This is a genomic window from Desulfobacterales bacterium, from assembly GCA_029211065.1.
GTDB lineage: Bacteria > Desulfobacterota > Desulfobacteria > Desulfobacterales > JARGFK01 > JARGFK01.
In genome coordinates, this window is record JARGFK010000053.1 from 1 (window position 1) to 23,748 (window position 23,748).

17 protein-coding genes are annotated in these 23,748 nt (G+C 56.4%); 9 read left to right on the top strand and 8 right to left on the bottom strand.

Translation table 11 applies throughout. From position 1 onward, the window contains the following. Positions 1-122 precede the first annotated feature (122 nt). Positions 123-1,091 carry an NAD(P)-dependent oxidoreductase gene (locus tag P1P89_12705; protein ID MDF1592368.1) on the bottom strand — a complete coding sequence of 323 codons (969 nt, stop codon included), beginning with the start codon at positions 1,089-1,091 and terminating at the stop codon, positions 123-125. A gap of 372 nt (positions 1,092-1,463) precedes the next feature. Between P1P89_12705 and P1P89_12710 the strand changes: the two genes are divergently transcribed. Together P1P89_12710 and P1P89_12715 are read left to right on the top strand one after the other, a co-directional pair. Next, positions 1,464-1,769, top strand: a complete 306-nt coding sequence (locus tag P1P89_12710) for a nucleotidyltransferase domain-containing protein (GenBank protein MDF1592369.1) — start codon at positions 1,464-1,466, stop codon at positions 1,767-1,769. Next, positions 1,766-2,164, top strand: a complete 399-nt coding sequence (locus P1P89_12715; protein ID MDF1592370.1) for a DUF86 domain-containing protein — start codon at positions 1,766-1,768, stop codon at positions 2,162-2,164. The genes P1P89_12710 and P1P89_12715 overlap by 4 nt, the downstream gene beginning before the upstream one ends. 149 nt (positions 2,165-2,313) lie before the next feature. Here the strand turns inward: P1P89_12715 and P1P89_12720 are convergent, their stop codons facing one another. Continuing rightward, positions 2,314-2,466, bottom strand: coding sequence for a hypothetical protein (locus P1P89_12720; GenBank protein ID MDF1592371.1), 153 nt, complete (start codon positions 2,464-2,466; stop codon positions 2,314-2,316). A 401-nt stretch (positions 2,467-2,867) separates the two neighbouring features. Here P1P89_12720 and P1P89_12725 point away from each other — a divergent pair, with 401 nt between their 5' ends. Beyond that, on the top strand, positions 2,868-3,440 hold the full coding sequence (locus P1P89_12725; GenBank protein ID MDF1592372.1) for a hypothetical protein: 573 nt from the start codon (positions 2,868-2,870) through the stop codon (positions 3,438-3,440). Positions 3,441-3,466: 26 nt separating this feature from the next. Here the strand turns inward: P1P89_12725 and P1P89_12730 are convergent, their stop codons facing one another. Together P1P89_12730 and P1P89_12735 are read right to left on the bottom strand one after the other, a co-directional pair. Beyond that, on the bottom strand, positions 3,467-4,846 hold the full coding sequence (locus P1P89_12730) for a DEAD/DEAH box helicase (protein MDF1592373.1): 1,380 nt from the start codon (positions 4,844-4,846) through the stop codon (positions 3,467-3,469). Continuing rightward, positions 4,813-5,442, bottom strand: a complete 630-nt coding sequence (locus tag P1P89_12735; protein MDF1592374.1) for a hypothetical protein — start codon at positions 5,440-5,442, stop codon at positions 4,813-4,815. Before P1P89_12735 ends, P1P89_12730 begins: the two co-directional genes overlap by 34 nt. 425 nt (positions 5,443-5,867) lie before the next feature. On the opposite strand from P1P89_12735, the gene P1P89_12740 reads away from it, so the two are divergent. The 6 genes from P1P89_12740 (at position 5,868) to P1P89_12765 (ending at position 18,450) form a co-directional block, all read left to right on the top strand. Next, positions 5,868-12,920 (top strand): beta-ketoacyl synthase N-terminal-like domain-containing protein, encoded by a 7,053-nt coding sequence (locus tag P1P89_12740; protein ID MDF1592375.1) that lies wholly within the window; start codon positions 5,868-5,870, stop codon positions 12,918-12,920. Between the two features lie 166 nt (positions 12,921-13,086). Then, positions 13,087-14,127: a 3-oxoacyl-ACP synthase III gene (locus P1P89_12745; GenBank protein ID MDF1592376.1), complete on the top strand. Its 1,041-nt coding sequence runs from the start codon at positions 13,087-13,089 to the stop codon at positions 14,125-14,127. A gap of 8 nt (positions 14,128-14,135) precedes the next feature. Then, positions 14,136-15,053: an alpha/beta fold hydrolase gene (locus P1P89_12750; GenBank protein ID MDF1592377.1), complete on the top strand. Its 918-nt coding sequence runs from the start codon at positions 14,136-14,138 to the stop codon at positions 15,051-15,053. Between the two features lie 24 nt (positions 15,054-15,077). Further along, the gene (locus tag P1P89_12755) at positions 15,078-16,748 is read left to right on the top strand and encodes a fatty acid CoA ligase family protein (GenBank protein ID MDF1592378.1); all 1,671 of its coding nucleotides are present in this window, start codon (positions 15,078-15,080) and stop codon (positions 16,746-16,748) included. 147 nt (positions 16,749-16,895) lie between these two features. Next, the gene (locus P1P89_12760; protein ID MDF1592379.1) at positions 16,896-17,924 is read left to right on the top strand and encodes an NAD-dependent epimerase/dehydratase family protein; all 1,029 of its coding nucleotides are present in this window, start codon (positions 16,896-16,898) and stop codon (positions 17,922-17,924) included. 7 nt (positions 17,925-17,931) lie between these two features. Further along, a complete protein-coding gene (locus tag P1P89_12765; protein MDF1592380.1) occupies positions 17,932-18,450 on the top strand; it encodes a PocR ligand-binding domain-containing protein in 519 nt (172 codons plus the stop codon). Positions 18,451-18,515: 65 nt separating this feature from the next. Here P1P89_12765 and P1P89_12770 read toward each other — a convergent pair whose 3' ends face one another. From P1P89_12770 to P1P89_12785, 4 genes are all read right to left on the bottom strand, one after another. After that, positions 18,516-20,021, bottom strand: a complete 1,506-nt coding sequence (locus P1P89_12770; GenBank protein ID MDF1592381.1) for a tripartite tricarboxylate transporter permease — start codon at positions 20,019-20,021, stop codon at positions 18,516-18,518. 17 nt (positions 20,022-20,038) lie between these two features. Then, entirely contained in the window at positions 20,039-20,497 is a 459-nt protein-coding gene (locus tag P1P89_12775) for a tripartite tricarboxylate transporter TctB family protein (GenBank protein MDF1592382.1), read from the bottom strand. Positions 20,498-20,701: 204 nt separating this feature from the next. Further along, on the bottom strand, positions 20,702-21,679 hold the full coding sequence (locus tag P1P89_12780) for a tripartite tricarboxylate transporter substrate binding protein (protein ID MDF1592383.1): 978 nt from the start codon (positions 21,677-21,679) through the stop codon (positions 20,702-20,704). Positions 21,680-22,043: 364 nt separating this feature from the next. Further along, complete coding sequence (locus P1P89_12785; GenBank protein ID MDF1592384.1) at positions 22,044-23,738, bottom strand: hypothetical protein; 1,695 nt, start codon at positions 23,736-23,738, stop codon at positions 22,044-22,046. Positions 23,739-23,748 lie beyond the last annotated feature (10 nt).

Here is a 23,748-nt window from a genome sequence, read left to right on the forward strand (position 1 = left end):
CTGTGTCGCGCCAAATGATTATTGGAGGTAACCCTCTACATATAGTGGGCGGTTGAGTTAACTGCATACCCAGTTTATTTTTTTAAAAAAGCGCATAGCTTCCGGCAGCTATTGTCCTGCTTTCAATCTTCCTTCGTTGCCAAGGACTCGGGCGGATTTCCTGCCACGACGCGTTGAATGTTCTCCCAGGCAAACCGGATGCGTCGGAACCATCCCTCGTATGCATGCCCTGCGGTGTGCGGCGTCAAGACGATGTTCTCGAGCTCGAGCAGCGGGTTGCCGCTGTCGATCGGCTCTTTACCGTACACGTCCAGCCCCGCGCCGAGGATCTTCTTCTGCTGGAGCGCCTCGACCAGCGCCGGTTCATCGATGGCGGAGCCCCGGCTCGTGTTGAGGACGACGGCCGTGGGCTTCATGATCGACAGGGTTTCTTTATTGATCATGTGATGGGTCTCCGGCGTGCCCGGAACGTGGAGGCTCACGATGTCCGCCTCCCGGAGCAGCTCCTCGACGGTCGCCACACGGCGTGCCCCGAGATCCTTCTCTATGTCCGGGGCGGAAACGACGTCGAAGTAGATGATCTTGGCCTCGAATCCGGCGAAGCGGTAGGCAACCTTGCGGCCGATCTTGCCCGCGCCGATCAGCCCCAGGGTCTTGCCCACCACCTCGAAGGTGTTGAAGCCGGTGATGGGCCTGCGCCAGTTCCCTTCGCGCACCGAACGGTCGCAATGGGTGAGGCGCTTGTACAAAGATAGCAAGAGCGCAACCGTGTGCTCGGCTACGGCCCACGCATTCGCACCGCCGTTGGTAGCGACGGGAATCCCAAGCTCACCGGCGAGGCTGACAACGATCGCGTCATACCCGGCGGTGAGGAGCTGGATCAGGCGCAGCTTCCCGGCGGAGCGCATGAGTTCCCCTGAAATCACCGCGGGATGCAGCACCAAAAACTCCGCGTTCTTCAGCAGCGGGAGCTTGTCCTCGTCCGGCGCTTTCTTGAACACCCACTTTGCCGTGTACCCCGCGGGAGCACCTTTTTCGAAAAGCCCTGCGACCCATTCGTTCTGTCCATTGATGAAAAGTGTATCGTGCACGCCGGAGCCTCCTCGTGTTCTTGGATACGCATATCAGGTTAAATCAGGGGGACGTCCGTAAACAAGTAAATAACCAATCTTTAATTACTGTAAAACCTTGATAATTCAAAACCCGGCCGGGCGAAAAGGTGAGACGCTGCTTGAATAGGATCCTGTATTTTGCTCAAAACGCCCTACCGGGTACGATGAAACAAAAACAGTCTAAAAAAGGAGTAGGCAGCAGGCTGAGAGGATGCTTTCGATCAAATGGACATGGGTTAGGACTTTTCTGGTGACAATCTAAATATGCCTTGCTTTTTCAGTTAGATATGGTTTATTTAAAGTAACGCTGAGCAAAAATGTGACGATTGCAGGGCAAAGGGCGTAAGTGAGATGCAAAAAGGCAAGATAAAAATTGAAAAATTACTAAAAGAAAAGCGTAAGGCAGTCATGATCTTGACCGCAAAGCATGGCGCACGAAACCCAAGAATTTTCGGTTCCGCAGCCAGGGGCGAGACAGGTCCCGAGAGCGACATCGACCTTTTGGTGAAGATGGAAGATGGTCGGAGCCTGCTTGATTTGAGTGCACTGGCCTTGGACCTGAAGGATCTGCTCGGAATTAAGGTGGACGTGGTTTCCGAAGATGGGCTTTATTGGCTTCTGCGTCGACGAATCCTGAAAGAGGCCAAACCATTATGAAAAAGGATTCCAGAGTATATCTTGCCCAAATCCTGGAGAGGATCGATCGGATCAAGGAGTTTACGGCCGACGGAAAGCAAGCCTTTTTGAACGATCTCCGCACTCAAGATGCTGTTATTCGCAACTTCGAGGTTATCGGGGAAGCAGCGAAGCGTATCCCTGAAGAATATCGAAAAGGACAGCCGACGATCCCCTGGAGAGAACTCTCTGGATTCCGCGATGTTCTGATTCATCAGTATGAAGGTGTGAACGCCGCTGAGGTATGGCAAATCGTTGAAAAAAATCTTGACCCCTTGCGTCGCGCGATAGTTGCCATTCTCCCCCCGCTCAATGAGTTGGAAAAAGAAATCGCCGGAAATAAAGAGCCTGATAAGAAAGTAAAAAGGAAAAAATAAGAAGCGTTTCGGTTGAAGCTTTAAATTTTAAAGGGGTCAAGTCCCGGTTAAACATGTCCTGCGGAATTTAACCCCGGTTAAATAAAAATCAGGAACTGATTTAACAGGGTAAACAGGATAAATCTGCGCTTGACGCTTGCCAACTAATTCTATTCATTTTCGATCACCCGCGCCACCTCCCCGCCGCAGCGGGTGCAAACCCCTCTCAAGACCAGCATTCCCCTTTCCACCTTTCCGCTTGCATTTCCGATGCCTGTGGTCTCTCGACAGTCGACACACCAGACGTTGTTGAGAATTTTCACCTGAAGATCACCGGCTACGGCATCCCAAATCTTTCGGGCCTGGGGTGCTGGTGATCCGTTCGACTGGTAGTGTCGTATTCATAAGAGAAGGTCCTGATTAGCGTCAATTGGTAGCTGATATTGACAAGCAAATTAGGTGGTTAGAGTTAGCTCGGAAGCTGGGAGGCGTGGAAGTAGTAGCAGGAGACAGAAGGCAGGGAAGTAAGAAGTAAGGAGTAGGTAGAAAGGAGTAGGCAGTCAGGGAAAGGAGTAGGCAGGAGTAAGGAGACAGAAATGAAACTATAATCGGCGCAAGGCGAAATGAAGAGCGGGCTGCGGAGAAGGCCGATTTTGACACATGAATTTATATCTGTTATCTATCCCCGATGCAGAAGGATTTCCATCTCAAGCGGCGCGTTGCGATGGCGCTGATTCAGGGGTTCACCAGCGCTTCCTGCTGGTCGCCCTTTTATGTCGGCATGATTGTCGTGCTTTTCGCCATTCCGACGCTGAAGTGGAGCGACGTTGCCCCTTCGGGAGCAATGCTGGCGCTGACGCTCATCATGACGGGATGGCTTTACGACCGTTACGCTGTTCGGCAAAGCACATTACCCGCCGAGAACCCGGCAAAGCCGGAACTTTCAGCGCTAAAATTTTCACAGGCGATTCATATCCTGATCCTTTTGGTTGCATCTGTGATGACAATTTTCGAATTAACCGGCGTCGCGATCCCCGTGACTCTCGGACTCGTCAGTCCGCCCTTTGCGATAATCTGGTTTGTGCTTATCGAGTTTCAGCCCCGCACCACAATTCGTCGGGGGGTGGAGTTGACCGGCAAGGTGGTCGGTGGCCTGCCGAGTTTACGCAACGCTATAGAAAATGGGAGGCGTAAAGGCTGGAAGGCGATGAAAAAGTTAGGGGCCGGTTTGTTTGTTCCAGATATCTCCTCAGCCTCCCAAGACATCATTTATATAGAAAACCTGGGATATATCTGATTAACCCTTCCGATAGCAGACTGTTGTCACCGTCGCGCGTAAACCCTTTGCCGGGCCTTTGCGGCAGCCGTCAGGACGTCCACCTGGGTGTCGACATAGTCATAGACCCGGGCTTTTTCCTTTCCGGCGGCCGGACGCAGGACCCGGCCGAGATACTGCAGCAGGCGGCCGCTGAAGCGGATGGGGGTTGCCAGAAAAAGGGTCGACAGGTCCTTGTGATCAAACCCCTCTCCGATCAACTGGCCGGTGGCAATGAGCACCCGGACTTCTCCCTTGTTCAGACGCTCCAGGACGGCCTGGCGGTCGCTGTCCTTCAACTCGCCGGTGAGCAGCTCGCAGGAGAGCTTGTGCCGGTACTTTAAAATCGCCTGGAGCGTTTCGCAGTGTTTTTTGCGGTCGGACAACACCAGGCAAACCCCCCGGCTTGTTTCCGCCTCTTGGGCGACGTCCGAAGCGATCAGGCGGTTGCGGGCGTCATTGACGGTCAGTTCCGACAGCATTTTGCTGTAGGCTGTGACCGGATCAAAGTGCGGTTTGAAATCGGTCTCCCGAAAGCGCACCTCCACATCCAGCACATCCCCGCTTTGGATAAGCTCGGCCTTTTTCATTTCATGGTGAACATCCCCCAGGTGCCAGAAGATCAGCTTGGACAACCCGTCGCGCCGCCAGGGGGTGGCGCTGAGCCCCAGCATATAGCGGGTGCTGAATTCGGTGACGGCATCCGTAAAGGTCCGGCTGGGGGTCCGGTGGCATTCATCCACCACCAGATGACCGAAGCGGCCGCGGATCTCTGCAGCGCAGCGGTAGAGGCTCTGGACCAGCGCAACGGTGATCGTCTGTCCGACGGTTTTTTTGCCGGCGCCGATGAGGCCGACTTCGTCAGGGGGTATTTTCAGAAAAGATTCAATCCGGTCGATCCACTGAAACGCCAGGTCTTTGGTGTGCACAACGATCAGGGTCGGCTGTTGGCGCTGGGCGATCAGATAGAGGGCGATCACGGTCTTGCCGGAGCCGGTGGGTGCGCTCAGGGTCCCGAATTCCTTGGCCAGCATGTCACGGACAGCCTTCTGCTGAAACGCACGCAGCTTGCCCGTAAAGCCGAACTGCACCGGGGCCAGGTTCTGCCGCCGGTCTTCAAGTTCAAATGGTATGCCCTGCTGCCGGCACATATCGATTAAATGGCGGATATAGCCCCGGGGTATCCACAGCCCGTCTTTGCCGACGGTATCATAAAAGCGCAGTTCCTGAGGGGTTCCCCGGTTCCAGCGGCCCAGCCGGTGATTCTCCATCCATTTGGGGTTGGGAAATTTCAATTTTTCCATCAGCAGGCCGCGGAATTCAGGCGGCACCTGGCTGAGCTGCAGGGTGTTTGTCAGGACGATTCGGATGGGTCGTGTTGCTGCCATTGTTTTTTGATCCGTAACAGGCCCGGGCTGTTGTGGAGGTACATCAGGGTCGACCGGAGCCCTGCGTCCATAAATCTCTTTTCAAGACTATCGAATAAGATCGGTTTATCCGGCCAGGTAAAGCGTTTTCTGCGCTCCTGTAGTTCATCCCATTTAGCTTTAAGAGGGGAATGAGTGCCAAAAACTTCCGTTTGGGAAACATCGCAGAGAAACATTTCACACACAATCGGCTTCATCTGCCATAAACAGCCGTTTTTGTCCAGATAGATGCACTTGAATCCGTTATTTTCAGTTTCCAGGACCGCTTCCAGCCGGTCCAATGAGTCGGGGTCCGATACCAGCGCGTTGATCACCACATCGGCAAAAAACGTGATGATCCCCTCCCGGGAACAGCAGGCGCTGCGGCGGCTGTGAAAGCACGTCAGGGTGCAGACGGAACTGAAATGTTCCTTCAGAAAAGTCTGTACGTCCCGGCGAAAATCGAGATAATCGGCCGCTTCGCTCTTAAGCTTCTGCCGCTCAATATCCGAAAGGGTTTCCAGATATCCGCGCACCATCCGCAGTGCGTCAGTCTGTTCGTTCTGGTAGGAGCTCATCGTTTGCTTATGTTGCTGTCCCTTATCACAGGTTGTTACAGATTTGGCAAGCGCAGCCGATTACTTTGCGGGTTACGTCTTCTTTCTCCACCGGATTGCCGTCCTCGCCGCAGGCGATGGTTTATTGCCTGTCCGGCTTCCGGCCGGCCGGCAACATCCTGTCCAAACATTTAAGCGCTTATTTTTATACGCTCAACCGGTTTGATTTAGCAAGTTTTTAGATCGATTTCCGCCTTGCCATTGTACCTCTAAAAATGTATATAAAAGTCACTCTAAAACTCCGTCTGAGCTCTGATAGCTGTGTTATCCCGCCGTCGGCGGGACTGCGCTTTTTCATCGGCATGCGCCTTGCTCTCAGACCTGATCCGCAGTTTTTAAATGACTTTTTGGCACTTATCTTTTGTTGGAATGAACATTACAACTCTATGCAAACCAAACCAAGCATAGCCGTTGTCGGCATGGCCGGCATCTTCCCCAATGCGGCCGATCTCGATGCCTTCTGGGACAATATCGTCAACAAGGTCGATAGCATCGGCGATATACCGGCAGGCCGCTGGGTCGTGCCGCCGGCCGCCATGGTCGATCCCGCGCCCAAACCCGACAAGGCTTTTGCAACACGTGCCGGCCTGGTCAAAGATTTTGTCTTCGATCCCGACGGGCTCAGCATCGATAAAGACCTGGTCCGGGAGCTGGACCCCCTTTATCATATCGTTCTGCATGCGGGCCGGAAGGCATGGTCCGGCTGCAACACCGCGACAATCGATCTCCGTCGCGTCGGCACGATCCTGGCCGCCATTGCGCTCCCCACCGATACGGCCTCGGCCGTCACCCGGAAAATTCTGGGGGCCGCCTTTGCGGAAAAACTTTCGAAAAAAACGTTTTCGGCCGAACCCCCCGCTGTAACCCGAAACCAGTCCCTGTCCAGCCGCGTCACCGGTTTTCCCGCAGCCCTTCTTGCAAAAGCGCTGGGCCTGGGAGGGGGCAGCTATACTTTGGATGCAACCTGTGCCTCATCCCTGTATAGCGTCAAGCTGGCCTGTGATGAACTGCTGGCCCATCGGGCTGATGCCATGCTGGCAGGCGGCGTTTCCCGGCCGGAATCCCTGTATACCCAGGTGGGCTTCAGCCAGCTCCGGGCGCTGTCCCCCACCGGCCGCTGCGCCCCATTTGATGAAACCGCCGACGGGCTGGTGGTGGGCGAAGGCGCCGGCATCCTGGTCCTAAAGCGGCTGGAAGACGCCCGAAAAGACGGGGACAGAATCTATGGTTTGATCCGGGGGATCGGGCTGGCCAATGACCTGGAGGGGAGCCTGCTGTCACCGGACAGCGAAGGGCAGCTGCGCGCCATGCATAACGCCTATAGGGCGGCAGGCTGGCAGCCCGGCGATGTCGACCTGATCGAATGCCACGGCGCCGGCACCCCTTTGGGGGATAGAACCGAACTGAACAGCCTGCGCTCCCTGTGGGGCGATGCCGGCTGGCAGCCGGGCCAGTGCGCCATCGGTTCCATCAAATCCATGATCGGCCACCTGCTCACCGCAGCCGGAGCAGCCGGATTGATCAAGACCCTGCTGGCGATCGCCCATGGCACCCTGCCGCCGTCGCTGAATTTTTCAAATCCGCCGCCTGAAAGCCCCCTTGCCGGGGGTCCCTTCCGGGTGCAGACAAGCGCCCAGCCCTGGACCCCGAAAATCCCCGGCAATCCGCGCCGGGCGGCGGTGAGCGCCTTTGGTTTCGGCGGCATCAATGCGCATCTGCTGCTGGAAGAATGGCAGGAAAAAAACACTGCCCGGCCCCGGCGAATCCATATACCGGCGCCGGTTCAGCCGGAACCGATTGCCATCATCGGCATGGACGCGGCCGTAGGCAGCTTAAACTCCCTGCGCGAATTTCAGGAAGCAGTCCTGGGGGGAGACACTGTTTTCAAAAAACGACCGCCGGACCGCTGGAAAGGAAGCGACGCCATCGCCGAAGGCAGCCTCCGGGGCGGCGCATCCTGGGGCGCGTTCATGGAAAGTTTCGAGATCCCCATGGGGGCGTTCAACATCCCGCCCGGTGAACTGCCCGATATCATCCCCCAGCATCTCCTGATGCTGAAGGTTGCCGCCGGCGCCATGAAAGATGCCGGGCTGCAGCTGCGGCAGGTCCGGACGGACATGAGCGTGCTGATCGGCATGGGGTTCGACTTTGAGGCCGCCAATTTTCACCTGCGCTGGAGCTTATACAACAACGTTGAACGCTGGGCGGAGAAACTCGGCCTGGACCTCAGCGCCGCCGAAACCGCCCGCTGGCTGGAATCTTTGCGCAATGCCTGCAGCCCTCCCCTGACCCCTGCCCGCACCCTGGGGGCTCTTGGCGGCATTATTGCCAGCCGGATCGCCCGGGCCTTTCGCCTGGGGGGCCCCAGCTTCGTGGTTTCCGCTGAAGCGGCTTCCGGTCTGCGGGCCCTTGAAATCGCGGTCCGTGCGCTCCAACAGAACGAAATCTACACGGCCCTGGTGGGGGCCGTCGATTTTACGGGTGATGTCCGCAGCATCCTGACGGCCCATGCGATAAAACCATTCTCTTCCCAGGACAGCGTCCGTTCCTTCGATCAAACGGCGGACGGAACCCTGCCGGGTGAAGGCGCAGCGGCGCTGGTTTTAAAACGCCTGACCGATGCCATCGCCGATAAAAACAGAATCCATGCCGTCGTCAGAGGGTTGGGGTCTGCCGGCAACAGCCGCAGTCAGGACGTCGATTGCGAAACATATGTTCAGTCCCTTGAACGCACCTTCAGGGATGCGGATGTTTCACCCGGACGTATCAGCTATCTGGAAACCCACGGCAGCGGAAACCCCTGTGAAGACGAAATCGAAGCAGAAGCCCTGCACCGCTTTTTTCCCCGGCGCGCCGGCAATGGGGCCGATCTTTGCGCCGTCGGCTCCCTCAAACCGGTCATCGGCCATCTCGGCGCTGCCGCCGGCCTGTTTTCCGTGGTCAAAACCAGCCTGTTGCTCTACCAGGAAATGCTGCCGCCGCTCAAAAATCTATCCGCTCCCAAATCGTCGCTCTGGCATCAGGGGCCGTTTCACTTTCCGGTTGCGCCCCAGTACTGGCTGCGAAACAGAAGCGACGGGCCGCGCAGTGCGTGTGTGGGCGCCATCACCGGCGACGGCAACTGCATGCATGTGGTTTTGGAAGAAGCGCCGGCCCCGGCGGTTTCGCCGGAAAGCCGCATCGAGGCGCCTTTACGGGATGCTGAAAGAAAGGCTCCCCTGGGATTTGGTTCCTGCGGCCTTTTTACGGTCACCGGCGGCAGCCGGCCGGAGCTGATTAAAGGCTTAAGCCGTCTGGAAGACCATGCCCGGAAAATGCTGCAGGATTCCCGCGGCATTGAAGAAATCGCCCGCTCCTGGTTTCAGCTTGCGCCGCCGGATCCCGGGGCGGCATTGGCCGTCAGTTTTGTCTGCGCGGACGTTTCCCGGCTGCTTTCGTTTGTCCGGGACGCCGGCCAGACCGTCCAAAACAACGCCCCCCTGAACACCATCGCACCGGGTGCCGTTCGCTTCTCCCCCGAGCCGCTGGGGCCCCGGGCCGGACTGGCTTTTGTCTATCCCGGTTCCGGCAACCATTATGCCGGAATGGGCCGGGGTATCGGCGTTCAGTGGCCGGAAATCCTGCGTCACATGGATGCTGAGACCGGTGAGCTGAAAACCCAGATGCGCCCCCATTCACTGATGCCCTGGCGCACAAACTGGCAGCCGGGCTGGGAATCGGACGCGGAACAAAAAATCATTTCAGACCCCCTTAACATGATCTTCGGCCAGGTGGTCCATGGCAGCCTGATGACCCGCCTGGTTCGACGCTTTGGCATTCAACCGTCCGCCGTCATCGGCTACAGCCTGGGGGAATCCGCCGGACTCTTTGCCATGGGCGCCTGGCCGGAGCGCGCTGAGATGCTCCGGCGCATGCAGGCTACCGATCTGTTTTCCACCGAGCTGGCCGGGCCCTGTCATGCCGCCCGTAAAGCGTGGGGGATCCCCAGGGATGAATCCGTGGACTGGTGCGTCGCTGCCGTCAATCGTCCGGCGGATGCGGTGCGACGGGCAATAAAAAAATGGCCGCATGTCCGGCTGCTGATCGTGAACACCCCTGCCGAATGCGTCATCGGCGGAAGAAAAGAACAGGTGGCGTCGGCCATCCGGGCGCTGGCATGCGAGGCGGTTTTCCTAAGCGGCGTGGTGACGGTCCATTGCGATGCCGCCCGCCCGGCTGCCGCCGCCTACCGGGCGCTGCATGTGTTTCCGGTGTCGCCGCCGGACGGCGTCCGCTTCTACAGCTGCGCCCTGGGACGATCCTTTGACCTCACCAGTCAAAGCGCAGCAGACTCGATTTTAAAACAGGCCCTTGACGGGTTTGATTTTACTGGCACCGTCCGCCAGGCCTACAAAGACGGCATCCGTATTTTTGTTGAAATGGGACCGCACGCCTCCTGTAGCCGGATGATTCGCACCATTCTTCAAGGCAGTCCCCTTCTGGCGGCATCCGCCTGTGTACGGGGTGAAAACGAAACCCTGACCCTGCTCAAACTCCTGGGGGCCCTGACGGCTGAACGCGTCCCGCTGGACCTGGCAAGACTTTATGGACCCGAAGCCTATCCGACCGGGCTCAGGGATGCGGCGGTACCTCCGGCCGCTGCCAGGCTGTTTACCGTTACGGTGGGATCCCCGCAGCCGGCGCCGGCGCTGCCGGCCGTGAAAACCGATGCGCCCGAAACCCGAACGGCCATGCCGCATCCGCCGCCAACGGTTCCTGTCCCGCCGGCAGCGCCGGACCATCCCTACGCGCAACTGATGGAAAGGCAGGAAATAAACACGGCCTTAACGGCTGACGCTCACGCCCGGTTTCTCGATTTCAGTAATAAGCTTCAGCAGGAAATGGCCCAAACGTACGAGCTCCAGACCCGGGTCCTTGAAAAAATGATTTCCCTGGGAATTACCCCCCCCGATGGCGTTGTCGAGGTAGGGCTCGAAAAACTTCCGCAACAGCACCCGGCTGACGAAGCTGCCGGGAAGTTGCCGGCCGAAGCCGCCGGAAAGCTTCAGCCCAATGGCGTCCCGCCGCAAAAGCCGGCCTTTTCCCGGGAAATGTGCCTGGAATTTGCTATCGGCTCAGCAGCACGGGTCTTGGGCCCCCGATTCAGCATCGTCGACACCTACCCGGTGCGCGTGCGCCTGCCGGACGAACCCCTGATGCTGGTGGACCGGATCCTGTCGCTGGAAGGTGAAAAAGGGTCTCTGGGACCCGGCCGAATCGTCACCGAGCATGACGTCCGGCCGGGGAGCTGGTACCTGGACGGCGGGCGGGCGCCGGTCTGCATTTCCGTGGAAGCCGGCCAGGCCGACCTGTTTCTGTGCGCCTATCTGGGGATCGATCTTCGTGTAAAGGGAAAGCGGTCCTACCGCCTGCTGGATGCCACGGTCGTGTTTCACCGCGACCTGCCGCGGCCGGGGGATGTGATCCGCTATGACATCCGCATTGAAAAATTCGTCCGCCAGGGTGAAACCTACCTCTTTTTCTTTAATTTCGACGGCTTTATCGGCGCCAGCCGTCTCATCACCATGACCGGCGGTTGCGCCGGCTTTTTCACCCCTGAAGAAGTCAAAAACTCCGGCGGCATCATTGCCGCCGAAGAAGAATCCCGGCCCCAGCCCCGGAAAAGCGCACCGCCGGTTAAAGCGCTCCGGGCGATCGGCCCAAAGGAGATAGAACAGTATGATGAAACCGCTGTCCAGGGCCTCAGGGAGGGAAACCCGGCGGCGTGTTTCGGGCCGGACTTTACAGGCGTCCATTTCAGCGAGTCGCTTCGGCTTCCCGGCGGCCCCATGAAGCTCATCGACCGGGTCCTGTCCCTGGACCCCGCAGGCGGGCGGTTCGGCCTGGGGAGCATTCAAGCCGAGGCCGACATCCATCCCGAAAGCTGGTATCTCACCTGTCACTTCATGGACGACATGGTCATGCCGGGCACCCTCATGTATGAATGCTGCGCCCACACGCTCCGGGTTTTTCTTCAGCGCATGGGCTGGGTGTCGGACGAACCGGACGCCCGTTATGAGCCGGTTGCCGGCATCAAGAGTGTTTTAAAGTGCCGGGGGCCGGTCACGCCCCAAACCCAAAAGGTGCGCTATGAGGTGGAGATCAAAGAAATGGGATACAACCCTGAACCGTATGTCCTGGCGGATGCCCACATGTATGCCGACGGACATTATATTGTGCGGTTCACGGACATGTCCCTGAAGCTGAGCGGAGCCACCCGTGAAGGGCTGGAAGCCTTCTGGGAACCCAAAAAAGAAGAGACGATTGCCTTTGACCGCAACCACATCCTCGCCTTTACCACGGGGAAACCCTCGGCGGCCTTCGGAGCGGCCTATAAAGCATTTGATGAAGACCGCATTATCGCCAGGCTGCCGGCCCCGCCCTATTCTTTTATCGACCGGATCACCCGGGTCGAACCGCCGCCATGGATGCTGAAGCCCGACGGCTGGATAACGGCGGAATATGGTGTGCCGCCGGATGCATGGTATTTCCGGGCCGACCGCAGCGGCCTCATGCCGTTTTGCGTCCTGCTGGAGATCGCCCTGCAGCCCTGCGGCTGGCTGGCGGCTTATGCCGGATCAGCCCTGAAAAGTGAAAACGACCTCAAGTTCCGCAACCTGGGCGGGGAAGCCGTCCAGCACAGGGCGGTTTTGCCGGGAGCCGGCCGGCTGACCATGCGGGTCCGCATGACCCAGGTGGCTGAAGCCGGTGAAATGATCATCGAACATTTCCGCTTTGAAGTCCTCCAGGACAACACCCGCGTGTATGACGGGACGACCTACTTCGGTTTTTTTACCCAAACAGCCCTGGCCCGGCAGGTCGGGATCCGGGATGTCGAAAAATCCGGGTTTGTTCCTGATCCGGAAGCGCTCCGCATGGCCCGCACAGGGATCCTGCCGGATGCGGCCCCGTTGTCCCCGGATGACCCGCACACAGATCCCGCCCCGCCCCTGGCGATGCCGTCCCGTGCCCTCCGGATGATCGACGCCATCGATGCTTACCTGCCGGCGGGAGGAGACCATGGCCTGGGATTTATCCGGGGCATCAAGACGATTGACCCGGCTGAATGGTTTTTCAAAGCCCATTTTTACCAGGACCCGGTCTGCCCGGGCTCCCTGGGAATCGAATCGTTTCTTCAGCTCGTTAAATTCATGGCGCTGGCGCGTTGGGGTCGTCTGGCGGACAGCCACCGGTTCGTGCCGATATTGGATCAATCCCATCGCTGGACCTATCGCGGCCAGATCCTGCCCCAAAACAAAAAGGTCGAGGTTGAAGCCGTTGTCACCCATGTCGGCGAAATCCCCTATCCCCGAATAACAGCAAACGGCCTGCTGAAAGTCGATGGGATTTATATCTATCAAATGGAAAATTTCGGGTTTGACCTGCTGCCGAAAACTTAAAACAGATAATGATTTTCATTCAGACAGATTTATAGTAAAACGTCCGTGTTCATTTTTGGTTGTCAGTGGTCCGTGGTCGGTGGTCCGTTGCAAATCATCATATAAATTATCATAAATTTACTACGGACAACTGACAACGGACATTTCTTTACGAAAAATAACAATGATGAAATATTCAAACGTATACATCGATTCATTCGGCTACGAACTGCCCCCCAACGTGATCACGTCCGATGATCTCGAAAGCAGGCTGGCGCCGCTGTATCAGGCCCTGCACTTTAAAAAGGGGCAACTGGAGGCTATCACCGGCATCCAGGAACGCCGCTTCTGGGACCCCGGGTATGCCATGCACCAGGGCGCCACAGCAGCCGCTCAAAAAGCCCTGGCCGCCTCCGGGATTTTGCCGGACGCCATCGGGATGCTCATCTACGGCGGGGTCTGCCGCGACAATCTGGAGCCGGCCACCGCCTGCGCCGTGGCCGATGGCCTCAATCTCGGTTCCCACGTTCAACTCTACGATGTCTCCAATGCCTGCCTGGGCGTTCTGAACGGAATGGTGCAGGTGGCCAATGCCATTGAACTGGGCCAGATCCAGGCCGGAATGGTGGTATCATCTGAATCGTCCCGCCAAATCGTTGACCTGACCATTGAGCGGCTGCTGAAGACAAAAGACATGGAGACCTTTAAAAAAACCGTCGCCACCCTCACCGGCGGCTCCGGGGCTGTGGCCGTTATTTTAACGGACGGTTCCATATCCCGCCGCGGGCATCAACTCCAGGGCGCAGTCTCCCGCAGCGCAGCCCGGCATCACCGGCTGTGCCGCTGGGGACCGGACACCGGTATGCCGGCCAGCGGGCTGCATACCATGGAGACGGATTCGGTGGGCGTCCTGCAAAACGGCGTCGTGCTCGGAATTGAGACTTATAAAGACTTTAGAGCGCTCCTGTCGTGGCCGCCCGACAAGCCCGATAAAATTATCTGTCACCAGGTGGGGGCTACCCACCAGAAAAATATTCTGGACAGCATCGGCATCCCCAAGGAAAAGGATTTCACCACCTTCCGGAACCTGGGGAACATCGGGACCGTATCGCTGCCGATAACGGCCGCCATCGCCTCTGAACGCCAATTCCTGCTGCCGGGCGACCGGGTGGGTTTTTTTGGCATCGGCAGCGGCCTGAACTGCCTGATGCTGGGCCTGCGCTGGTAAAAGAGCCTATGCACACTGATATCGATATCTCGCGCTTCCGGCACCTCTATCCCTTTAAGTCGCATTACCTTGACTTGAACGGCCTCGCCTATCACTATCTCGACGAAGGTTCCGGAAAACCGGTTGTCATGCTGCACGGCAATCCCACCTGGTCTTTTTACTTCCGGGAACTCATCACCGGGCTTTCCGGCCGGTATCGCACCATCGCACCGGATCATATCGGCTGCGGCCTGTCGGAAAAACCCGGGACGGAACGCTATGACTATCGTTTGAAAAGCCGGGTGGACGACCTTGAAGCGCTGATGGATCACCTGGGTCTTTGCCGGGATATCACCCTGGTGCTGCATGACTGGGGCGGCGCCATCGGCATGCTCTATGCCCTGCGGCATCCCGATCGGATTGCGCGGCTTGTCCTGATGAACACGGCCGCTTTTTTTCCGCCGAAAGCGAAAAAACTCCCCCTGCGGCTTCGAATCGTCAGAAACTTTCAGCCCCTTGCAACCCTTGCGGTTCAAGGGTTGAATCTCTTTGCCGTGGCCGCCCTCTATATGGCGCCCCGTAAAAGACTTTCCGCCGCTGTCAGGGCCGGTCTGCTGGCGCCATACAATTCATGGCGCAACCGCATCGCCACCTTGAAATTCGTGCAGGACATTCCGGTTTGCGGCCACGACCCCAGCTACGACCGGATACGACACCTGGATGACAACCTGGGTCGGCTGTCCCATCTGCCGATGCTGATCCTCTGGGGGGAACACGACTTTGTATTTGACGGAGACTATCTGAGAGAATGGCAAATTCGTTTTCCGGACGCTGAAGTCCACTGCTTTCCAGATGCCGGCCATTATGTGCTGGAAGATCAACCCCAACGGATTTTAAAACTGACAACTGAATTTTTAATGCGGCATCCGTTGTCGATACAAGACTAACGGTTCTCAAGGGAATGTTTAGCGATGAATCAGCATAACGCGCCCGATAACGGCTTTGTGAACGTGGCCTCCTATCTGATCCGATCGGCCCGCGTTCAACCCCAAAAACCGGCGGTTGTCTGCCCGGCCGGCCGGGACCCGAACGGACGCGTCAGATACATCCATTTGACGTTTCAACAGCTCGATCAAAAATCGGATATCCTGGCCCACGGCCTGGAACGCGTCGGTATCAATCGGGGTTCCCGGACCATTTTGATGGTAAAACCCGGGCTGGATTTTTTTGGCATTATCTTCGCGCTTTTTAAAATCGGCGCAGTCCCCGTGGTGGTCGATCCCGGAATGGGGCTCCGGCGCATGCTGTCCTGCCTGGCGGAAAGCGAACCCGAAGCCTTTATCGGCATCTCAGCCGCACATGCCCTTCGGACCCTGCAGCCGAAATATTTTAAAACCGTCAAAACATGGGTCACCGTCGGGCGGCGCTGGTTCTGGGGCGGCCATACCTTGGAACAACTCGGCGCTGCTTCACAAGGGCCTTATTCGCCGGCCCGAACCGGCCGGGATGAAACCGCCGCGATTCTCTTCACCACCGGAAGTACCGGACCGGCCAAGGGCGCCGTCTACACCCACGGGAACTTCGACGCCCAGCTTAATCAGATCAAAACCCATCTGGGCCTCTCTGCCGATGAAATTGATCTTTCCACCTTTCCGCTGTTTGCGCTCTTCTGGCCGGCGCAGGGGATTACATCGGTCATACCGGATATGGACCCCACCCGCCCGGCCCTCGCCAATCCTGAAAAAATTATCGAGAGCATCAACGATTGGAAAGTAACCCAGATGTTCGCTTCACCGGCCCTGCTGAACCGCGTGGGGCGCTACGGCCGGAAAAACAACATCAAACTGCCGTCCTTGAAACGGGTGATTTCGGCCGGTGCGCCTGTCTCAGCGGATGTGATTGAACGGTTCGCTGCCCTGCTGCCGGAAGAAAGCGAAATCCACACCCCCTACGGCGCGACTGAAGCCGTACCGATAATCTCGATCCGAAGCCGTGAAATTCTCACCCAGACCCGCAAATTGAGCGAACAGGGTTTCGGCACCTGCATCGGGTATCCCATCAACGACACCATCGTCAGCCTCATCCGCATCAGCGACGACCCGATCGCGAACTGGTCGGACGAACTGGTCGTCCCTGACAATGAAATCGGTGAGATCACCGTTAAAGGGGGGCTGGTGACCCGCAGGTATTTTAACCGCCCGGATGCCGATGTTCTTTCTAAAATCAAGGATGGGGACGGTTTCCGGCACCGCATGGGCGATCTGGGGCGTCGGGATAAACAGGGTCGGATCTGGTTCTACGGCCGCAAAAACCACCGCGTCATCACGCCCGGCGAAACCCTTTTTACGATTCCCTGTGAAGCGATTTTCAATCTCCACCCCCAGGTATTCCGCAGCGCCCTGGTGGGTGTCGGTTCTGCGCCCAATCAGCGTCCGGTGATCTGCATCGAACTGGAAGACACGGCCCGCCGCAAAGACCGGCGGCGCATCCGAAAAGAACTGCTGGCGCTGGCAAAAAGCAACGAGAAAACCCTCAAGATCGATGCGGTTTTATTCTGTAAAGCTTTTCCGGTGGACATCCGGCACAATTCAAAAATATTCCGTGAAAAGCTGGCGATATGGGCGGCAAAACAGATAGGCTGAAGGTTTGGATAGACTGAAGGCTGAAGGTCAATTGTCCGTGGTCCGCAGCCTGTGGCAGAACTTCACCGGACAATGAACACCATAAAGATGAAGGAATTTTTATTCCTTCAGCCTTCAGCCTAAACCCCTAACCATTGAGATTGCGATATGAAACCAGGATCAAACATACCTCAACACAAACCCGAGAACGTACTGGTAACCGGCGGCGGCGGTTTCCTGGGCCGGGCGATCGTAAGGCGCCTGGTTGCCAGAGGAGACCGGGTTTGCAGCCTATCAAGAAATCATTATGACGCACTCGAAAAAATGGGGGTCGATCAGATCAGGGGAGATCTTTTCGATGCTGCTGTGGTTGAAAAGGCCTGCCATGACCGGGATCTCGTTTTTCATGCGGCTGCCAAGCCACCCCCCTGGGGAAAATATGATGATTATTACCGGACCAATGTGATCGGGTCCCGCAATGTGATCAACGCTTGTCTTTCCCAAAACGTATCGAGACTTGTCTTTACAAGCACGCCCAGTGTGGTCTTCAACGGCAAAGACATAGCGGGGGTAGATGAATCATTTCCCTATCCCCCCCGCTACAATGCCTATTACCCTGAAACCAAGGCGCTCGCTGAAAAAAGCATCGTCACTGCCGCCGATGAGAACCTGAAAACAATTATCCTGAGGCCCCATGAAATCTGGGGGCCGGAAGATCCCCATTTTTTACCCCGGCTGCTGGAGCGAGCCAAAAAGCTCAAACGGATCGGGAACGGCCGCAACCTGGTCGATACGCTCTACATTGACAATGCCGCGGACGCACATGTTTTAGCGGCCGACAAATTGAAGGAAAATCCGCAGTTGTCCGGCAGGATATATTTTATCACCCAGGACGAACCGGTCCCGGCATGGGAAATGATCAACGCGATTCTGAAAGCCGCCGGGCACGGGCCGGTAAAAGGGTCCCTCCCCTTCCGGGCGGCCTGGCTGGGCGGGGCAATCCTTGAATTTTTATATCGAGCCCTTGCATTACCGGGCGAACCCCCGATGACCCGCTTTCTGGCAGAAGCAGTCGCCACCTCCCACTGGTTCGATATCAGCGCAGCCAAAAAGGACCTGGGATACTATCCCGCGGTTTCCACGGCCGAAGGGTTGGAACGCTTGGCGCAATGGCTCGACAAACAATCCATGGAGTAATCTTGCAATGAATCTGACCGAAATCATTTCAAATGCTGAATGGGCCCGGATTGAAAAGAAGATAAATGACCGTTTCGGCCTCAACACCTGCATATTTGACACGGACGGCTTTCGATTGACGGCGCATCAACAGTGGCCCAACCGGCTGTGCCCGGCCATCAAAGCCAATCCCAAGGGCCAGAGTTTTATCTGCGCCGTTGCCCATATGAATATCGCCATGCAGGCGCAGAGGACGCGCCAGCCGGTGATTGAAGCCTGTGACGCCAGCCTGATGAAGAGCGTCGTTCCGATTTTCTGGAGAGAGGCGTTTGTCGGTGCAGTCGGGAGCTGCGGATTTCTTCAGGATAACGAAGAAGTTGACACGTTTTTGATAAATAAGGTTACCGGGATCGACGAAGCGGAAATCATCGCACTTTCAGATGATATTCCCAGGGTCTCCCTGGAGCAGGCGCAAAGATTGAATGCGTATATCCACCGGCAGGTTCAATCCGTCGCTGCTGAATTTAGAACCGCAAAAGGGTCCTAAACGAACGGCCGGTTTTATGCAAATTAAAACCGGCCGCCGCCTGAAACTTTCGATATCTGTTCAGATTACTCCATCTTTACCCGCCGGTAAGTTTTCCAGAATTTTCGGACCAGGGGTGCAAACAGGGACAGCAACGCAAAAGTCGTCAAAACCGCTGCAATGGGCCGGGTAAAGAAGATGGAAATATCCCCGTGGGAAATCGTCAAAGACTGCCGCAGCGAGCGTTCCACCATGGGGCCCAGGACCAGCGCCAGGACCACCGGGGCTGCCGGAAAATCGAGTTTGCGCATGACATATCCGACAATGCCGGCGCCGAACATGATCCACATGTCAAAAATATTGTTGTCCGTGGCAAACACGCCGACAGCGGAAATCGTGACGATCAGCGGCATCAGGATCTGATACGGAACTTTCAGAAAACTGACCCACAGCCCCACCAGGGGCAGATTCAGGATCAGCAGCAGCACGTTCCCGATGTACATGCTGGCGATCAGGCCCCACACCACCTCCGGATGCTCTTGAAAAAGCAACGGGCCCGGACGGATGCCATGAATGAGCAGGGCGCCCATCAGGACGGCCGTGGTGCCGGATCCGGGGATGCCTAAAGTCAGCAGGGGCACCATGGCGCCGCCGGCAGCGGAATTGTTGGCGCCTTCGGGACCGGCAACCCCTTCGATGACGCCGGTGCCGAACTTTTCAGGATGTTTGCTCAGTTTTTTTTCAGTGGCATAGGAGAGAAAGGAAGCCACGGTGGCGCCGGCGCCCGGCAAGACCCCCACAAAAAAACCGAGGATAGATCCGCGCCAGAGGGCGCCGGAAGAATCTTTCCAGTCCTGCCGGTTGGGAAACAGGCTTTTTATATTTAACTTTGTCTTGACAAATACCTGCTTCATGGGCTCTTCAATATTGATTAGTACTTCCGCCAGGGCAAAAAGCCCCACCGCCACACCGATAAAACCCATGCCGTCCAGCAGATAGATGCTGCCGAAGATAAACCGGGGCGAACCGCTGATGGCGTCTACCCCCACGCAAGCCAGCAGCAGGCCGAACACACCGCTCATGAGCCCCTTGATGAGTGAATCGCCGGCCAGACCGGTCACCAGGGTCAGCCCCATGAAGGTCAATGCGAAATACTCCGGCGGGCCGAAAGCGATGGCAAAGTCCGCCAGGACCGGTGCGATCCAGGAGAGCATGATGATGCTGAAGGTCCCGGCAATAAATGATGAAATGGCGGCTATTCCCAGGGCCGGGCCGGCCCTGCCCTTCAGCGCCATCTGGTATCCGTCCAGGGTCGTCATTACGGATGCTGATTCTCCCGGCACATTAATGAGGATGGACGTGGTGGACCCGCCGTACATGGCGCCGTAATAAACCCCGGCCATGGTGATGATGGCCGTTGTGGCGTCCATGCCGAAGGTGATGGGAATCAGGATTGCTACACCGGTGACAGGGCCGATGCCCGGCAGGACGCCGATGAGTGTGCCCAGGGTAACGCCCATGAAGCAAAAAAGTAAATTCTTTAAGGAAAGCGCAATCTCAAAGCCGGTTAAGAGGTGCTGTAGAATTTCCACTGGTTGGAGCCCTTCCGTTAGAATCCAAATATGTTTTTCGGCAGCTTCACTTCCAGCAGGATCTGAAAAACGAAATAAAGACCGCCGGTTGAGAGAAGTGCCACGATAGCGGTTTTAAGCCATCTTTCTTTCTGCACAATAGCAAGCAAAAAGGCGATATACACAATGGTGGACACTGCAAAGCCGACGGTTTCCAGGACGGCGACAAAGACCCCCAGACCTGCGATGACCATTCCGACATTCAGCAGGGCCTGGGGTGCCGGAAAAGGATTTTTTCCGGCTGACCCACGTTTCCGCACGGTTGCATCGAATAAAAGCAACACCGATAGAACGGCCATTAAAACCGCCAGCCAGAAAGGTAGAAACCCCATGCCCGGACCGAACTCCACCCGTTGGGGCATCTGCCAGGATGTGTAGGCGACGGTTAAGGAAAATATCAGCATCACGATTCCGGTGATTTGATCGGCTCGTCTCATGATTAGCTACCGTTTGGTTATTCAACAACTGAATTTTTAATGGGATCGAATGCGTCTTTCCTGCGAAACAGGTCCCGCTGATGGCGGGACCGCAGGGTCTTCAATTCAGGCTAAAGCAGGGAAAGCCACATTGCCTATGAAACAGGGGAGGCGGGATTCAATGCGAGCCCGCCTCCCTTTTAACCCGTAAAACGCTTTATTTTTTTATTTCTTGAGAACGCCCATTTCGGTCAGCAATTCCTTGTAGCGCGTATTCTCTTTATCCAGCCACTTGCTGAAGGTTTCGCCGTCCATCCAGGCCGCGGAGAGCATGTTGTCTTTCACATATTTCTTGAAGGTGTCGGTTTTGGTGTAGCTGTACAATGCCTTTTCCATGGTCTTGCGGGCATCGGCCGGAATGTCCGCCGGTGATACCAGGCCGCGGTTCTGTACATAAACGGCATCGATGCCCTGCTCGATCAGGGTCGGGACATCCGGTGCTGCGTCCAGACGCTTCTCCGAAAAAATGCCCAATGCTTTCACTTTGCCGGCCCGCATCAACTCCAAAGCCTCGCCGGGATTGGCCACGCCGATGTCCACGTGTCCGCCCAGGATGGCGGCATTGACTTCGCCGCCGCTGTTAAAAACGATGTAGTTCAGTTTAACGCCGGCTTGTTTTTCAATCAGATAGGAACAGATGGAATCGGAAGACCCCAGCTGGGTGCCGCCCACCGTTATTTTTTTGGGATTCGCTTTGGCTTCAGCCACAATATCTTTCATGGATTTAAATTTGGAATCGGTCCGGGTAATCACCATGTACTCGTCAAAGGCAAAATTGGCCATGGGGGTGAAGTCCTTCAGGCCCACCGGTGATTTGCCGCTCAGGGGCGTGGTCATAAAGCTGGTAACCGCCGTCAGCAGAAAGTACGGGTCGCCCTTTTTGCCGGCCACGTAACCAAAGGCGATGGCGCCGCTGCCGCCCGGCTTGTTTTCCACAACGATGGGCTGGGACATCAGTTTGTCTTTGTCAAAAGCGGACGCCAGGGTTCGCGAAAAGATATCGCTGCCGCCGCCTGCACCTGCGTGAACGATCAGGGTAACGGGTTTGCTGGGAAACGTGTCTGCAATGGCGATGCCTGCAGACAGGATGGCAAAAGACGCCACCAGGATTAACACGCTGCTGATACTAAGAATTCTTTTCATTACTCCTCCTTTGAACTTATGACTGTTAATGTTGCTCCCGGGAGACAAATCCCACCCGAGGATTGTAATGGGTCACAGGACGTAAAGGAACTACTGAATTACATTCCTTATAAGTATCATCCGGAAATCGGCTTGTTGTTTCAAGGGCCGTTTTGGTCTGGCCAGTATTACAGGTAATATTTATAAATATCAAATTGTATGAATTGTCAAGTAAAATTAACCATAATCGGACTATCCGGGTCTGGTGAACCCGGATAGTCCGATTGAACTGGCTATGCCGCGGGGGTTGATAAACAAAAGCGGCTTAACCGAATGTTAACCACACAGGTCTTTGGCCACGATATGGAAAATCTGCCGAGACCCCTTACCAGGGTTTTCCCGACATTGCAGGTGTCGCTTCAATCTCATTTAAAAACAGTTTTGCCTTTTCAGGGGCCGACAGCTTTTTCGTCACCACATGGAGTTTTGCGCCGAATTTGGCTGCACTGACGTCGGATAAAGCCTTTACGGTTTCCGGGCTGCCGGTTACCGGCAGGCTCGGCCAGAAGTACGTGGTGACGCCCATGGCGACCATGCCCATGGCCTTGACGACTTCAATACTGCGATTGGCTTCCGGAAAGCATGCAAAAACCGGGTAGTCTTTGGGTGCTTTCTTGCCGGCTTTTGCAAGGGCCAGAATAAACTCGGTTGCATTGCAGTCAATAACGGCCGGAACATTTTTCCCCAGTGTTTTCAGGAATCCCGCCAGGCCTTTGCCGCATTCGATCCCTTCCATCTTCGGATTTAAAAAGCCGTGTTTGGCCAATGCCACACTGGCTTCCCCATCGGAGAGGCACAGGATATCATTCTGCAGGAACACCGTGGCCATGGCAGCATATTCATTGTCCTGTGAATATTTGACGTTGCTGCTTCCGGAAAAGACGACGACGCCTTTTATTTTACCGTCGCCCAATCCCTTGACGACCTTGGCGGCATCCAGGGTTTCCGTCGAAAAGCCCATAATCGCCGTTTGCTTGTCCGCGGGAATGTCCTTGGGAACATCGGCGCGGTTGTCAAACGACTTTTTGGCCAGATCGACGATTTTCTTGCTAAACGCGTTCAGGACTTTCTCCTTGTCCAGGCCCGCCGCAGGAACCACCGTCACCTTCCAGTCCTTGGCAACCTGCAGGATGGAGGGGTTGACGAATTGATCGCCGGCCACAATCAGATCAACGGCGCCGGTCATGATGGGAATTTCCTGGGAACCGTAGTTGGTTACCGGTGAAAACACATAGGGCGGCAGCAACGGGTCCGTACAGACGCCGAAAACATTGACTTTGGCTTTTTTGGCAACAGCGGCGATTTTCTGCTTCAGTGCCGCTGAAATCTGTCCGTAGAGCACGATATTGGGAGCATTTTTTTGCAGTATCCCCAAGCTGACATCCAGCTTGGTTGGGACGATATCACCGAACACCGCCCGTTTTAACTTTTTCTGGACCTGCTGGGCCAGATTCCCCAACAAGGCGGTTTTATACGCCCAAAGGAGGGTTTCCTCAACACCGGCGACACCGCCTTCCAGCTTCTGGGAAGCCTTGAACAGATCCCGCAGAATTCCCTCGGGATACACCCCGGCGTCCGTCCAGGATTTGCTCAGCGCGGCCGGCAGCTCTTTCATGCTGGCGCTTTCCTTGTTGCTGAAAATGGCTTGAATTTCCTTAAGCGCCTTGTCGGCGGCCGCCTTGTTGGCCGGCTTGGTATCGCCGTTTTCAATATCGTTGGCCAGGTCACCCATCAGGTCCAGGCTGGACATCGTTCCCTTGATGACTAGCCGCAGCAGTGACTGTACGGCCAGGGTGTCTTTATCCTTGCCGCAAACGCCCTTTTTGCTGGCATCCCGGAAGGGATGACTGATGCACGGTCCCTGCAGACAATCCCGGCAGCTGAGCCCGGCTTCGCAAAATCCGCAAACCGGGAGCTGGCCCTCATAGCGGTCCCATGCCAAAGGAATTTCCTGGTCCGCGGCTTTCACTAAAAAATGCTCCACCAAGGTATCAGTGGATTTTTTCTGGATAAACTCCATCGTTATCTCC

Coding starts and splice junctions, on each gene's coding strand:
- P1P89_12710 (MDF1592369.1), top strand. CDS start 1,464: ATGCAAAAAGGCAAGATAAAAATTGAAAAATTACTAAAAGAAAAGCGT.
- P1P89_12715 (MDF1592370.1), top strand. CDS start 1,766: ATGAAAAAGGATTCCAGAGTATATCTTGCCCAAATCCTGGAGAGGATC.
- P1P89_12725 (MDF1592372.1), top strand. CDS start 2,868: ATGGCGCTGATTCAGGGGTTCACCAGCGCTTCCTGCTGGTCGCCCTTT.
- P1P89_12730 (MDF1592373.1), bottom strand. CDS start 4,846: ATGGCAGCAACACGACCCATCCGAATCGTCCTGACAAACACCCTGCAG.
- P1P89_12735 (MDF1592374.1), bottom strand. CDS start 5,442: ATGAGCTCCTACCAGAACGAACAGACTGACGCACTGCGGATGGTGCGC.
- P1P89_12740 (MDF1592375.1), top strand. CDS start 5,868: ATGCAAACCAAACCAAGCATAGCCGTTGTCGGCATGGCCGGCATCTTC.
- P1P89_12745 (MDF1592376.1), top strand. CDS start 13,087: ATGAAATATTCAAACGTATACATCGATTCATTCGGCTACGAACTGCCC.
- P1P89_12750 (MDF1592377.1), top strand. CDS start 14,136: ATGCACACTGATATCGATATCTCGCGCTTCCGGCACCTCTATCCCTTT.
- P1P89_12755 (MDF1592378.1), top strand. CDS start 15,078: ATGAATCAGCATAACGCGCCCGATAACGGCTTTGTGAACGTGGCCTCC.
- P1P89_12760 (MDF1592379.1), top strand. CDS start 16,896: ATGAAACCAGGATCAAACATACCTCAACACAAACCCGAGAACGTACTG.
- P1P89_12765 (MDF1592380.1), top strand. CDS start 17,932: ATGAATCTGACCGAAATCATTTCAAATGCTGAATGGGCCCGGATTGAA.
- P1P89_12775 (MDF1592382.1), bottom strand. CDS start 20,497: ATGAGACGAGCCGATCAAATCACCGGAATCGTGATGCTGATATTTTCC.
- P1P89_12780 (MDF1592383.1), bottom strand. CDS start 21,679: ATGAAAAGAATTCTTAGTATCAGCAGCGTGTTAATCCTGGTGGCGTCT.
- P1P89_12785 (MDF1592384.1), bottom strand. CDS start 23,738: ATGGAGTTTATCCAGAAAAAATCCACTGATACCTTGGTGGAGCATTTT.